The organism is Microbacterium sp. (assembly GCF_049650565.1).
Taxonomy (GTDB): Bacteria; Actinomycetota; Actinomycetes; order Actinomycetales; family Microbacteriaceae; genus Microbacterium.
In genome coordinates, this window is sequence record NZ_JBASAK010000031.1 from 1 (window position 1) to 13216 (window position 13216).

Below are 13216 nucleotides of genomic sequence, written 5' to 3' on the forward strand. Positions count from 1 at the left end.
TGAAGGCTGTTAAATTGTCTGCTGAGAGGTGGCGACGGGATTCGAACCCGTGTAAACGGCTTTGCAGGCCGGTGCCTAGCCACTCGGCCACGCCACCAGGGGTGGATTCGAACCCACATGCCAGAACCCCTGGCTGGGGCTCCTGCACTCGAGCGGATGACGAGACTCGAACTCGCGACCCCAACCTTGGCAAGGTTGTGCGCTACCAACTGCGCTACATCCGCATGATATTCAGTTCTCAGATGCTGCCCGGAGTGCCGGGCACTCGAGATACATTAGCCCAGGTTCGAGGCGTTCACCAAACCGTGCGACGACATCGGGCGTGTCCCTGAGACCGTTGATCGTCGCGCCACGCCCGACCGGATCCGTGATGTCGGGCGCGCTCCGCGGATCGGGTATGCTTTTCAATCGTGCCACGGTGCACACCACAATGAGATATGGGCGATTGGCGCAGTTGGTAGCGCGCTTCCTTCACACGGAAGAGGTCGTCGGTTCGAGTCCGGCATCGCCCACGCGGATGTAGCGCAGTTGGTAGCGCACAACCTTGCCAAGGTTGGGGTCGCGAGTTCGAGTCTCGTCATCCGCTCCACTCCGGAGGCCCGGGATCATCGATCCCGGGCCTCCGGTCGTCTTCGCCCGGCTCAGATCCCGCAGCGACGCGTCCGACCGATATGGCGTAGCGTCTGTCACATGGCACCCAGCCGGATCATCATCGCCGGGGCGAGCGGCCTGATCGGGCGCGCGCTGACGGCATCCCTCCGCGCGGACGGAGCAGAGGTCATCCACCTCGTCCGGCGCCCGCCACGCGGACCGCACGAGGTCGCCTGGCTGCAGGCCGGTGACGCCCTCTCCCCCGACATCCTTGCCGGAGCGGATGCCGTGATCGGTCTCAATGGTGCGAGCATAGGCCGACTGCCATGGACCCCCGGCTATCGGGACACCCTGCGCACATCGCGTCTGACGCCGACCCGCACCCTGGCGTCCGCCCTGCGCGCCCTCGGCGCCGATGCGCCGGCCTTCCTCTCCGCGTCCGCCGTGGGCCGCTACGGCCACCGGCCAGGCGAACTGCTCGACGAGGGCAGCAGCGCCGGCGACACCTTCCTCGCCCATCTGTGCGTCGAGTGGGAGGGGGCCGCGGAGACTGCCGGCGACCAGGTGCGCACGGTGCTGCTGCGCACCGCGTCCGTCGTGCATCCCGAGGCCGTGCTGAAGCCCCTGACGCGATTGGCCAGGCTGGGCCTGGCCGGTCCCCTGGGCACGGGACGCCAGGTCTGGCCGTGGATCTCCCTCGAAGACGAGGTGCGCGGCATCCGGCACGCGATGGAAAGCGATCTGTCGGGCCCCATGAATCTCACCGGACCGACGCCGGCGACAGCAGCCGACATCGTCCGCGCACTGTCCCGTCGTCTGCACCGCCCCTACCTGCTGCCGGCACCCGCGTGGGCACTGCGGCTGGGGCTCGGGCGAGCAGCCGCCGACTGCCTGCTGCTCGCGGACGCCGATGTCGCTCCGCGAGTGCTGCTGCGAAGCGGGTTCGCGTTCCGGCATCGCACGGCGCAGGACGCCATCGACGCGGCGATCGGCTGATCGGAGGAGGCTCAGGCCCGAGCCCAGCCGTACCGCTTGATGAGCGCCGAGGCGACGCGGCCGTAGCGCTGCCGATCGAGGACCGCCGCCTCACGGCGCATGCCGGCGTCATGCACGCTGTACAGCTGCTCGATGTCCACCCAGGACTCCCTGCCCTGCGAGTCCCAGGCTCCGGACCCGATGGACAGGTAGTCCCGCTGGCCGTCATGGTCCTTGCTGGTCATCCGCACCGCGTACACGCGGTCCTTCGACTGCCGTCCGATCACCAGCACGGGCCGGTCCTTGCCACGTCCGTCGTTCTCCTCGTACGGCACCCAGGTCCAGATCACCTCACCGGAGTCCGGCAGGCCATTGCGCGACGGCGCGTATCCGACGCTCACATCCCGCACGCGCTCCGGATCCACCTCGACGGTCTGAGAGCCCGGCATCCGCCCCGCCGTAGCCTCCTCGGGATGCGCTGCGGCGCGTCCTTCCGGTCGCAGCACCGCATCCCTCCGCAGCGGCGCCGGAGCCTCGTCGGAACCGCTCTTCGTCAGCAGTCGGCCGACGAGACCGCCGAGGACGGAGAGGATGCGCTGCGTCGAGGTCACCCGTCCACAGTAGCCGCGAGTCAATCGGCCAGTGCGTAGCCCTGCTCGCCGTGCACGAACCGATCCACTCCCGCGACCTCGGCCTGCTGCGTGACCCGGAAGCCGATGGTCTTCTCGATGACGGTTCCCGTGATCCACGCCACCGCGAACGCATACACCAGCACACCGCCCGACGCGAGCACCTGCACGACCAGCTGACGCCCGTCACCACCGGTGAACAGACCGTGCCCTGTGGCGAAGAACCCCAGGTACACCGTGCCCAGCAGACCGCCCACCAGATGCAGCCCCACCACGTCCAGCGAGTCGTCGAGCCCCAGCCGGTACTTCAGCTCGACCGATGCCGCGCATGCGACCCCCGCCAGCCCGCCCAGCAGCAGCCCCCAGCCCGGCGCGAGATCCGCGCAGGCCGGGGTGATGGCCACCAGGCCCGCGACCAGGCCCGACACCGCACCCACCGACGTCGCCTTGCCGTCGCGGATGGTCTCGACGAGGATCCACCCCAGGATGCCGGCGGCCGAGGCGCCCAGCGTGTTGATGGTGATCAGGCCGGCCTGTCCCATCCCGGGCGTCGTCCACTGCGCACCCACATTGAACCCGAACCACCCGAACCACAGCAGCGCCGCGCCCAGCAGCGTCAACGGCACGTTGTGCGGTCTCTGGATGCCCTTGCGGAAGCCGATGCGCTTGCCCAGCACCAGAGCCAGCGCCAGCGCCGCCGCACCGGCGTTGATGTGCACGGCCGTGCCGCCTGCGTAGTCGATCACGGCGATGCCGCTGTCCTTGCCGAACAGCGTCGTGCCGAGGTGCGTGATCCAGCCGCCGCCCCACACCCACGCTGCGATGGGGAAATAGCCGAGGGTGCCGAACACCCCTACGAAGACGAGCCAGGGGCCGAACCGCGCCCGGTCGGCGATGGCGCCCGAGATCAGTGCCACAGTGATGATGGCGAACGTCGCACCGTAGGCGACCGTCAGCAGCGCGGTGTTGGCATGCGTGGACGACGCGGCACCCGCCAGGGCGAAGTCGGCGAACGGATCGCCCGCGAACTGCGCGGGATCGCCGACGGTGCTCATGGAGTAGCCGTACAGCATCCACAGCACCGCGATCAGCCCGATCGCGCCGAAGCTCATCATCATCATGCTGATCACGCTCTTCACACGCACCATGCCGCCGTAGAAGAACGCCACCCCCGGCGTCATCAGCAGGACCAGTGCGGTCGCGGTGATCCCCCACGACACGGATTCCGTCGCTTCCATCGCAGCCTCTTCCTCTCGACGAATGAGGAGAGTCTCGCGAGTGCATGTTTCCTGCGAGCACGCGCTTCGTTTCGGGCGCGTTACGGCAGCCTTCCGGATGTGACGATCGCGTTACGCCACGCGCCGGACGGCCGGTTGATATCCTCTAACCCGACTCCCGTCACCCGGTGGGAGAACGAATAGGAGCTTCGCGTGATCGACCTCGAACAAGTCAACGGTGACTGGGAATTCGACCCACAGCACACCCGCATCGGCTTCTCCGCCAAGCACGCCATGGTCACGACCGTTCGCGGGGCGTTCAACGAAGTGACCGGTCACCTCCACGTCGACACCGAGCACCCGGAGAACTCGTGGGCGAAGGTGGTCATGAAGACCGCCAGCGTGGACACCCGCGTTCAGCAGCGCGACGAGCATCTGCGCAGCGCCGACTTCTTCGACGCGGAGAAGTGGCCCGAGATCACGTTCGTGTCCACGCACATCGAGGAGGTCGACGACCGGGCGTTCGGCGTCACCGGCGACCTGACCATCCGCGGTGTCACCAAGCAGGTCATGATCCCGCTGGCCCTGCTCGGCGTGGAGACGGGAGCCTACGGCGAGCTGCGTGCGGGCTTCGAGGGCAGCAGGCGCCTGAACCGCCGCGATTTCGGCCTGGTCTGGAACACGCCCCTCGACTCCGGCGGCGTGCTGGTCTCCGAGAAGATCACGCTCGAGTTCGAGATCTCCGCAGTGAAGGTCGTCGCCGAAGGCGACGAGGGTGAGGATTCGTCCGACGACGCTCAGCCGGAGGATGCCGAAGAGAGCGAGTGACCACTCGTCCGGCAGTGCTCAGACCTCGCCGGCGCGCTCCTTCGCGGAGTGCGTGAGCGCGATCAGGCGCGAGACCGCGCGCAGGTACTTCTTGCGGTAGCCGCCGCCGAGCATCTCCTCGGAGAACACCGGGTCCAGACTCACGCCGGTCGCCGCCACCGGTACCTGCGCGTCGTACACGCGGTCCACGAAGGCCACGAATCGCAATGCCTCCGACTGGTCCGTGAGCACGTGCACATCTCGCAGGCCCACCAGGTCGAGTCCGTCGATGAGTCGGATGTACCGCGACGGATGCACCTGTGCCAGGTGGCGGATGACGTCGGCGAACGCATCATCCGACACGCTGCCGCGCTCTGCGGCATCCGCGATGCACTGCGCGTACTCGGTGTCATCGAACACCGCGGCGCTGCCGTCGATGGCGCGCTGCCGGTAGTCGACGCCGTCGATGCGGATGGTCTCGAAGCTCTCCGACATGGCGTGGATCTCGCGAAGGAAGTCCTGAGCCGCGAACCGTCCCTCTCCGAGCGCGTTCGGCGGGGTGTTGGACGTGGCTGCGAGCTTGGTTCCGGATGCGACCAGCTCGCCCAGCAGGCGGGTCATGACCATCGTGTCGCCCGGATCGTCCAGTTCGAACTCGTCGATGCACAGCAGGTCGGAGCCTCGCAGCAGATCCACCGTGTTGCGGTAGCCCAGCGCGCCGACCAGTGCCGTGTACTCGATGAACGAGCCGAAGTACTTCCGACGCGAGTTCGTCGCGTGGTACACGGATGCCAGCAGGTGGGTCTTGCCGACGCCGAATCCACCGTCCAGGTACACGCCCGGCTTCATGGCGGCGATCTTGAGCGCGCGGTGGAACAGGCCCGCGCGCTTGACGGGCTCCTGGCGACCCGCGAACTTCTGCAGGAGTTCCTTGGTGGCCTCCTGCGACGGATATGCCGGATCCGCCCGGTAGCTCTCGAAGGTGGCGGCGCCGAACTGCGGCGGCGGCACGAGGCTGGCCAGCATCTCGCTTCCGCTGACCACCGGCGTGCGCTCGGTGAGGTGCACGACTGAGGCGCTGGTCTGCTGGGTCATCACGTTCCTGGAGTCGATGAAAGTCATAGTCTTACGATTCGGATGCGGGCGAGCCCGAACGGATCTATGGTCAGAAGGGACGGCTCAACATTACGCCGTCACATCACCCACCCCGCGTCCTGAAACCATAGGAGCATCCGTGACTGTCGAGCACGACACCTCATCCACCAAGTTCGCCGAGTACTCCGCACCCGAGCGTCTCGTCACCACCGAGTGGCTCGCCGCCAACCTCGGCAAGCCCGGCCTCGTCGTCGTCGAATCCGACGAGGACGTGCTGCTGTACGAGACCGGCCACATCCCCGGTGCCGTGAAGGTCGACTGGCACACCGAGCTGAACGACCCGGTCGTGCGCGACTACGTCGACGGCAAGGGCTTCGCCGAGCTGCTGAGCCGCAAGGGCATCGACCGCTCCGACACCGTCGTCATCTACGGCGACAAGAACAACTGGTGGGCCGCCTACGCTCTCTGGGTGTTCTCGCTCTTCGGGCACGAGGACGTCCGCCTGGTCGACGGCGGTCGCGACAAGTGGATCGCCGAGGGCCGCGAACTGACCACCGAGAAGACCGTCCGCCCCGCCACGGAGTACCCCGTCGTCGAGCGCGACGACTCCAAGCTGCGCGCGTACAAGGAGGACGTGCTGAAGTTCATCGGACACGGTCCCCTGATCGACGTCCGCTCCCCCGAGGAGTACAGCGGTGAGCGCACCCACATGCCCGCCTACCCCGACGAGAGCTCGCTGCGCGGCGGACACATCCCGACCGCACAGAGCGTGCCGTGGAGCCGTGCCGTGGCCGAGGACGGCGGCTTCAAGTCCCGCGCCGAGCTCGAGGCGATCTACCTCGAGGGTGCCGGCCTGAAGAAGGGCGAAGACGTCATCGCTTACTGCCGCATCGGTGAGCGCTCCAGCCACACCTGGTTCGTGCTGAACCACCTGCTGGGCTTCGAGAACGTGCGCAACTACGACGGCTCCTGGACCGAGTGGGGCTCCGCCGTGCGCGTCCCGATCGTCGCAGGCACCGAGCCCGGCACCCTCTGAGGGTGGGAGAATCGCAGGGTGACTGACACGCATCTGCCCGAACGTCTGGCCGAGTTCCGCGACGAGTTCCTCGAGCTTCCGCAGGAGGATCGTCTGGAGCTCCTGCTGGAGTTCTCGGCGGAGCTTCCGCCCGTGCCCGAGTACCTGGCGGGCAAGCAGGACCTCTACGAGCGCGTGGCCGAGTGTCAGTCCCCTGTGTTCATCCACATCGAGGTCAACGACGGCGTCGTCGCGATGCACGCGACGGCGCCCGTCGAGGCTCCGACCACCCGAGGATTCGCCAGCATCCTGGCGCAGGGCATCACCGGCCTCACCGCCGATGAGGTGCTCGCCATCCCGGGTGACTACCCGCAGACTCTCGGTCTGACCAAGTCCGTCTCACCGCTGCGCATCGGCGGCATGACGGGGATGCTGGTGCGGGCCCAGCGACAGGTCAGAGCCAAGCGCTGACGCGGCTCAGGATGCCGCAGGGGCCAGGCCCCGTGCGGCCATCCATTCCGTGATCGCCGACGTCCAGCCGTTCTGGTCGTAGTTCCACAGCTTGGTGTGCCGCGCGACTGTGAACGATGGCATGGTCACCAGGTCTGGACGCGCCGCCGCCAGCGCATGCGAGGCATCCGCCGGTACGAATCCGTCGTCCTCGCTGTGCAGGATCAGGATCGGCGCATCCAGCTCGGCCGCGCGCGCGACCATGTCGAGACGGTCGAAGCGGATGGCCTCCTCGGCGCCGCTGAGCCGCGCAGTGAACGTGTTCTCGAGGGCGCTCATGGCGAGAGCCGGCAGCGGCTCGCGCAGGCCCTCCTCGCGTGCCTGGAAGCGCAGCACCGTGCGCCAGTCGACGACGGGAGAATCCAGCACGAGTCCGGCGATGCGGTCGCGGTTGCCCGAGGTGACGGCGGTCTGGAGCACGAGTGCGCCGCCCATCGACCAGCCCATCAGCACCACGCGACGGGCTCCGTGCCGCAGGGCGTACGAGATCGCGGCATCCACATCGCGCCACTCCGCGGCTCCGAGCGCGTAACTGCCGCCGCGCGAGCGCGGGGCCTCGCCATCGTTGCGGTAGGAGACGACCAGCGTGGGCATCCCCAGCCCGTGGAACACCGGCACCGCCCGCAGGCACTCCGAGCGGGTGGTTCCGCGGCCGTGCACCTGGATCACCCAGGTGTCCGATGATCCTGGGAAGAACCACGCCGGGCACGGCCCCGCGGGTGAGCCGATCAGCACGCTCTCCCACGGCAGGTGCAGCTCGCCGGGCGTGACGTAGTACCAGCCGCTGAAGGCGGCATCCCTGTCCACCTGCGCTCCGGACTCGATCTGGGTGAGCAGCTTGCGGCGGACCTTCCCGCCATCCGCTCCCAGCACCGCCCCCAGCTTGACGTACCCGTACGTGCCGCTGGTGAACAGGCCATAGCGGCCGGGGAGCTCGGTGTCCAGCGTCCGGTCGAGCTCGATGGTCTGCGCGCCGGTGTCCACCGCCAGGATGTGGGTGTCGTTGCGGCGCACGGACGGCGTGACCACGCGATGCGCCGTCGCGAGCACAGCCGCGGCGGCCGCGGCACCGACCGCCAGGACAGCGGGGACGGCGATGGCTACGGCGTGCCTGAGTCTCTTCATCGCCTCCTGACTCTAGCCTGTCCACGTGACAGCGAACCCGGATGCCGCAGCGCTCTTCGACGCCGCAGCGGCGCAGCTGCGCGAGACGACGTTCCGCTCGGACATCGTGGTGCGCGAGATCCCCTCCCCGGCACGCCTCGCCCCGTTCTCGCTGGCGCTGGCCGCCGACGTGCGGCCGGACGACCACGGCGACTCCGCCTACGGCACCGGCCGCTTCGTCCTGCTGCACGATCCCGAGGAGCCCGCGGCCTGGGGAGGACCGTGGCGCATCGTGGCGTTCGCCCAGGCTCCGCTGGAGACCGAGATCGGCACCGACCCGCTGCTGGCCGAGGTCGCGTGGTCCTGGCTGGTGGACGCCCTGGACTCCCGCGACGCGCAGTACCATTCCGAATCGGGCACCTCCACCAAGATGCTCTCGAAGGGCTTCGGCGGTCTCGCCGACGAGGGCGACGGCGCGCAGATCGAGCTGCGCGCGTCGTGGACCCCCGACGCGCCGCTGCGCCCGCATGTGGAAGCATGGGCAGAGCTGGTGGGAATGCTGGCCGGGCTCCCGCCGGGGTCCGAGGATGTCGCCGTGTTCGGCGCGAGAAAGGGCGGACGTGTCTGACTACTCCGTGATAGATGACCGCACGGAGTTCGAGAAGGCATGCACGCTGCTCGCCGCAGGCGAGGGTCCTGTCGCGGTCGATGTCGAGCGCGCCTCCGGCTTCCGCTACTCCCAGCGGGCCTACCTCGTGCAGATGTTCCGCCGTGGCGCAGGGGTGTTCCTGTTCGATCCGCCCGCGATCGGCGACTTCAGCGCCCTTCAGGCGGCGATCGGCGACGTGGAGTGGGTGTTCCATGCCGCCAGCCAGGACCTCCCGTCGCTGCACGAGCTGGGGCTGTACCCGGCCAGCATCTTCGACACCGAGCTCGGCTCCCGCCTGCTGGGCAGCGACGGCTTCGGCCTGGCGGCGGTGGTCGAGCACGCGCTGGGCATCGTCCTGAAGAAGGAGCACTCCGCGGCGGACTGGTCGACCCGTCCGCTGCCCCAATCGTGGCTCGAGTACGCGGCACTGGACGTGCTGTACCTCATCGACGTCGAGGAGATCCTGTCCGCTCAGCTGGCCGAGGCGGGCAAGACGGAGATCGCGGCACAGGAGTTCCACGCCACGCTCGTGAAGCCGCCGAGGGCTCCCCGCGTGGATCCGTGGCGCCGGCTGAGCGGCCTGCACAAGGCCCGCGGCGCCCGGCAGTTGGCCGTCGCCCGTGAGCTGTGGACGGCACGTGAGCAGTATGCGGAGGAAGTGGACGTATCCCCCGGCCGGCTGGTGCCGGATCGCTCCCTGCTGGCGGCCGTGCTGGCTGCACCCGCGACGAAGACGGCGTTGAGCGCCATGAAGGACTTCAACGGCCGCGCGAGCCACACGCAGCTGGACCGCTGGTGGGATGCCATCCAGCGAGGTCGCACGACCGACGACCTGCCGCCGCTGCGGCTGCGCGGCGACGCGCCGCCGCCGCCGCGCAGCTGGTCGGACCGCAACCCCGAGGCCGACCTGCGTTACAAGGCCGCGCGCCCGGTCGTCGAGGCCATCGCCGAGGAGCTTCACATGCCCATGGAGAACCTGCTCACCCCCGATCACCTGCGTCGCCTGGCGTGGGAGCCTCCGGAGGAGCTGACTGCCGAGACCGTGGGAAAGGCGCTGACCGAGCTCGGCGCGCGCCCCTGGCAGGTTGCCTATACCGCACAGAAGATTGTGGATGCCTTTGTAGAAGGTCCTCAAATCGAATCGGATGCCGTCGAAGCCGCTTCGTAGGTTCGATCCAACCGATTCCTGACGCCTCAGACGCGCTTCTAGGCTGGGTTCATCCCAACCAATGGAGGCAGGAGTGGCCGAGATCTCGGACGTCTTCTTCGTCGATGGAGTGCGCACGCCGTTCGGGCGCGCCGGCGAAAAAGGAATGTATTGGAACACCCGCGCAGATGACCTCGCCGTCAAGGCGACCATCGGCCTGATGGAGCGCAACGCCTCCGTTCCGGGTGAGCGCATCGACGACGTGGCCATCGCCGCGACCTCGCAGACGGGCGACCAGGGCCTGACCCTCGGGCGCTCCGTGGCGCTGCTGGCGGGTCTGCCGCAGACGGTCCCGGGCCTGGCGATCGACCGCATGTGCGCGGGGGCGATGACGGCCGTCACCACGATGGGCGCCTCGATCGGCGTCGGCATGTACGATCTGGCGATCGCGGGCGGCGTGGAGCACATGGGCCACCACCCGATCGGCAGCAACGCCGACCCGAACCCGCGCTTCGTCGCGGAGCGGATGGTCGACCCGGCGGCGCTGAACATGGGCGTGACGGCGGAGCGCATCTTCGACCGCTTCCCGCACCTGACCAAGGAGCGCTCGGATCGGTTCGGCATGCTCAGCCAGCACAAGGTGCAGGCCGCGTACGAGGCGGGCAAGTTCCAGCCCGACCTGGTGCCGGTCGCCATCAAGGGCGCTGACGGCGCCTGGGGCCTGGCCACCGAGGACGAGGGCCGCCGTCCGCAGACCACTATGGAGGACCTGGCGAACCTGAAGACCCCGTTCCGCCCGCACGGCCGCGTCACGGCCGGCACCTCGTCGCCGCTCACCGACGGCGCCACCATGTCGCTGCTGGCCGGCGGCGGTGCCGTGAAGGAGCTGGGGCTGAAGCCCAAGATGCGGATGGTCTCGTTCGCGTTCGCCGGCGTGCAGCCGGAGATCATGGGCATCGGTCCGATCCCCTCCACCGAGAAGGCGCTGAAGAAGGCCGGTCTCGACATCTCCGACATCGGCCTGTTCGAGCTGAACGAGGCGTTCGCCATCCAGGTGATCTCGCTGCTGGACCACTTCGGCATCGCCGATGACGACCCGCGGGTGAACCAGTGGGGCGGGGCCATCGCGGTCGGCCATCCGCTCGCCGCGACCGGCGTGCGCCTGATGATCCAGCTGGCGGCGCAGTTCGCCGAGCGCCCTGACGTGCGCTACGGCCTGACGGCCATGTGCGTGGGTCTGGGGCAGGGCGGCTCCGTCATCTGGGAAAACCCGTTCTACGACGGCAAGAAGCGGAAGTGAGCGCGGGAATGACGAACTACGACGACATCGACTTCTCCCCCATCATGGCCCTCACCGAGGGCGAGGTGATCACGCACTCCCCCGTGCGCGACATCCGCCTGGGCTCGGGCAGAGTGCTCGCGCTGATCACTCTCGACAACGGCCGCGATCACACGCGTCCCAACACGCTGGGCCCCGCCACGCTCACCGAGCTCGGCGAGACCCTCGCCGCGCTGAAGGCTCGTGCGGCCGCCGGCGAGATCCAGGCCGTCGGCATCACCGGCAAGCAGTACATCCTGGCGGCCGGCGCCGACCTGTCCGACATCAGCAGGGTGGGGTCCAAGGACAACGCCCGCCTGATCGCGCAGTTGGGCCACAAGGTCATCGGCTCGCTGTCCGATCTGGGCGTGCCCTCGTTCGCCTTCGTGAACGGTCTGGCACTCGGCGGCGGCGTGGAGATCGCGCTGAACTCCACGTACCGCACCATCGACGCGTCGGCGGCCGCGATCGCGCTGCCCGAGCTGTTCCTGGGCATCATCCCCGGCTGGGGCGGCGCGTACCTGCTGCCGAACCTGATCGGCATCGAGAACGCCCTCGAGGTGATCATCTCGAACCCGCTCAAGCAGAACCGGATGCTGAAGCCGCAGCAGGCGCACGACTACGGCATGTTCGACGAGATCTTCCCGCCGGCCAACTTCCTGGAGAACTCGCTGGCCTGGGCCGACGAGGTGCTCGGCGGCCGCAAGGTGGAGCGCAAGAACGTCCCCGGCAAGATCGAGCGCACGGTCAAGTGGCCGGTGGCGATCAAGATGGCCCGCAGCATGCTGGAGTCGAAGATCGGCACCGTGCCCCGCTCGCCGTACGTCGCCCTCGATCTGCTCGAGAAGGCGCGCAGTGGCACGAAGGAAGAGGGCTTCGCCCGCGAGGACGAGGCTCTGTCGGAGCTCGTGACCGGCGACCTGTTCGCCGCCTCGATGTATGCGTTCGACCTGGTGCAGAAGCGCGCCAAGCGCCCCGTCGGCGCCCCCGACAAGCAGCTGGCGAAGAAGGTCACCAAGGTCGGCGTCATCGGAGCGGGCCTGATGGCCAGCCAGTTCGCGCTGCTGTTCGTGCGCAAGCTGCAGGTGCCGGTGCTCATCACCGACCTGGACCAGGCGCGCGTCGACAAGGGCGTGGCATACATCCACGACGAGATCGGCAAGCTCGAGGCCAAGGGGCGCGTGGACGCGGACACCGCCAACAAGCTGCGCTCGCTGGTCACCGGCACCACAGACAAGTCCCTGTACGCCGACTGCGACTTCGTGATCGAGGCCGTCTTCGAGGAGCTGGGCGTGAAGCAGGCCGTGTTCGGCGAGATCGAGCAGATCATCGCCGAGGATGCCATTCTCGCCACCAACACCTCGTCGCTGTCGGTTGCGGAGATCGGCTCGAAGCTCGCCCACCCCGAGCGCCTGGTCGGCTTCCACTTCTTCAACCCGGTCGCGGTCATGCCGTTGATCGAGATCGTGAAGACGGATGCCACCGCGGATGCCGCTCTCTCGACCGCGTTCGTGGTCGCGAAGGGCCTCGGCAAGAACGCCGTGCTCACCGCGGACGCTCCCGGGTTCGTCGTGAACCGCCTGCTGGCGAAGGTCATGGGTGAGGCCGCACGGGCCGTGTACGAGGGCACGCCTGTCGTCGACGTCGAGAAGGCGTTCGGCCCCCTGGGGCTGCCGATGGGCCCGTTCCAGCTGATCGACCTCGTCGGCTGGAAAGTGGCCGCGCATGTGCAGGACACCATGGTGCACGCGTTCCCGGAGCGCTTCTACGCCAACGAGAACTTCCACACCCTGGCAGCACTGGACGCCGTGGTGGAGAAGGACAAGGGCGGTCGCGTGACCGGCTGGACCAAGGCGGCCGAGAAGGCGCTGAAGGGCCAGACGGGCTCCACTCCGGCATCTGCCGACGAGATCCTGCGCCGCGTGCAGGACGGCCTGGCCCAGGAGATCCGCATCATGCTCGACGAGGGCGTGGTGCCGGAGGTCGAAGACATCGACCTGTGCCTGATCCTCGGCGCGGGCTGGCCGTTCATCGACGGCGGCGCATCGCCGTACCTCGACCGTGAGGGCGCCTCCGAGCGGGTCTTCGGCGGCACATTCCACACGCCGACCATCCGCGGCATCGCGCAGAGCTGATCTGATCGACGAGAGCGGGGCCGT

General features: G+C 68.4%; 12 protein-coding genes and 4 tRNA genes. 10 read left to right on the forward strand and 6 right to left on the reverse strand.

The genetic code is table 11. The features are described 5' to 3' along the window. Nucleotides 1-26: 26 nt before the first annotated feature. Both WA967_RS05490 and WA967_RS05495 read right to left on the reverse strand, forming a co-directional pair. A tRNA-Cys gene (locus tag WA967_RS05490) sits at nucleotides 27-97 on the reverse strand. 54 nt (nucleotides 98-151) lie between these two features. After that, nucleotides 152-224, reverse strand: a tRNA-Gly gene (locus WA967_RS05495). Nucleotides 225-439: 215 nt separating this feature from the next. Here WA967_RS05495 and WA967_RS05500 point away from each other — a divergent pair. The 3 genes from WA967_RS05500 to WA967_RS05510 all read left to right on the forward strand — a co-directional run bounded on the left by WA967_RS05500 (nucleotide 440) and on the right by WA967_RS05510 (nucleotide 1587). Next, nucleotides 440-512 (forward strand) — tRNA-Val (locus WA967_RS05500). A gap of 1 nt (nucleotide 513) precedes the next feature. Further along, nucleotides 514-589, forward strand: a tRNA-Gly gene (locus tag WA967_RS05505). Nucleotides 590-690: 101 nt separating this feature from the next. Next, nucleotides 691-1587 carry a TIGR01777 family oxidoreductase gene (locus WA967_RS05510; RefSeq protein WP_424419886.1) on the forward strand — a complete coding sequence of 299 codons (897 nt, stop codon included), beginning with the start codon at nucleotides 691-693 and terminating at the stop codon, nucleotides 1585-1587. Between the two features lie 11 nt (nucleotides 1588-1598). Here the strand turns inward: WA967_RS05510 and WA967_RS05515 are convergent, their stop codons facing one another. Both WA967_RS05515 and WA967_RS05520 read right to left on the reverse strand, forming a co-directional pair. After that, on the reverse strand, nucleotides 1599-2177 hold the full coding sequence (locus WA967_RS05515; RefSeq protein WP_424419887.1) for a type II toxin-antitoxin system PemK/MazF family toxin: 579 nt from the start codon (nucleotides 2175-2177) through the stop codon (nucleotides 1599-1601). A 20-nt stretch (nucleotides 2178-2197) separates the two neighbouring features. Beyond that, nucleotides 2198-3433: an ammonium transporter gene (locus WA967_RS05520; RefSeq protein WP_424419888.1), complete on the reverse strand. Its 1236-nt coding sequence runs from the start codon at nucleotides 3431-3433 to the stop codon at nucleotides 2198-2200. A gap of 192 nt (nucleotides 3434-3625) precedes the next feature. On the opposite strand from WA967_RS05520, the gene WA967_RS05525 reads away from it, so the two are divergent. Then, on the forward strand, nucleotides 3626-4240 hold the full coding sequence (locus tag WA967_RS05525; RefSeq protein ID WP_424419889.1) for a YceI family protein: 615 nt from the start codon (nucleotides 3626-3628) through the stop codon (nucleotides 4238-4240). A gap of 18 nt (nucleotides 4241-4258) precedes the next feature. Here WA967_RS05525 and zapE read toward each other — a convergent pair whose 3' ends face one another. Further along, nucleotides 4259-5314 (reverse strand): cell division protein ZapE, encoded by a 1056-nt coding sequence (gene zapE, locus WA967_RS05530; protein WP_424419935.1) that lies wholly within the window; start codon nucleotides 5312-5314, stop codon nucleotides 4259-4261. A 139-nt stretch (nucleotides 5315-5453) separates the two neighbouring features. Here zapE and WA967_RS05535 point away from each other — a divergent pair, with 139 nt between their 5' ends. Beyond that, on the forward strand, nucleotides 5454-6350 hold the full coding sequence (locus WA967_RS05535) for a sulfurtransferase (RefSeq protein ID WP_424419890.1): 897 nt from the start codon (nucleotides 5454-5456) through the stop codon (nucleotides 6348-6350). Nucleotides 6351-6368: 18 nt separating this feature from the next. Then, nucleotides 6369-6800, forward strand: coding sequence for a SufE family protein (locus WA967_RS05540; RefSeq protein WP_424419891.1), 432 nt, complete (start codon nucleotides 6369-6371; stop codon nucleotides 6798-6800). 6 nt (nucleotides 6801-6806) lie between these two features. Here the strand turns inward: WA967_RS05540 and WA967_RS05545 are convergent, their stop codons facing one another. Then, nucleotides 6807-7964 carry an alpha/beta hydrolase family protein gene (locus WA967_RS05545; protein ID WP_424419892.1) on the reverse strand — a complete coding sequence of 386 codons (1158 nt, stop codon included), beginning with the start codon at nucleotides 7962-7964 and terminating at the stop codon, nucleotides 6807-6809. Between the two features lie 25 nt (nucleotides 7965-7989). On the opposite strand from WA967_RS05545, the gene WA967_RS05550 reads away from it, so the two are divergent. The 4 genes from WA967_RS05550 to WA967_RS05565 all read left to right on the forward strand — a co-directional run bounded on the left by WA967_RS05550 (nucleotide 7990) and on the right by WA967_RS05565 (nucleotide 13192). Continuing rightward, nucleotides 7990-8571, forward strand: a complete 582-nt coding sequence (locus WA967_RS05550; protein WP_424419893.1) for a DUF3000 domain-containing protein — start codon at nucleotides 7990-7992, stop codon at nucleotides 8569-8571. Further along, complete coding sequence (locus WA967_RS05555) at nucleotides 8564-9760, forward strand: ribonuclease D (protein ID WP_424419894.1); 1197 nt, start codon at nucleotides 8564-8566, stop codon at nucleotides 9758-9760. The genes WA967_RS05550 and WA967_RS05555 overlap by 8 nt, the downstream gene beginning before the upstream one ends. A gap of 73 nt (nucleotides 9761-9833) precedes the next feature. Continuing rightward, entirely contained in the window at nucleotides 9834-11039 is a 1206-nt protein-coding gene (locus WA967_RS05560; RefSeq protein ID WP_424419895.1) for a thiolase family protein, read from the forward strand. 8 nt (nucleotides 11040-11047) lie between these two features. Continuing rightward, complete coding sequence (locus WA967_RS05565) at nucleotides 11048-13192, forward strand: 3-hydroxyacyl-CoA dehydrogenase NAD-binding domain-containing protein (protein ID WP_424419937.1); 2145 nt, start codon at nucleotides 11048-11050, stop codon at nucleotides 13190-13192. Nucleotides 13193-13216: the final 24 nt, after the last annotated feature.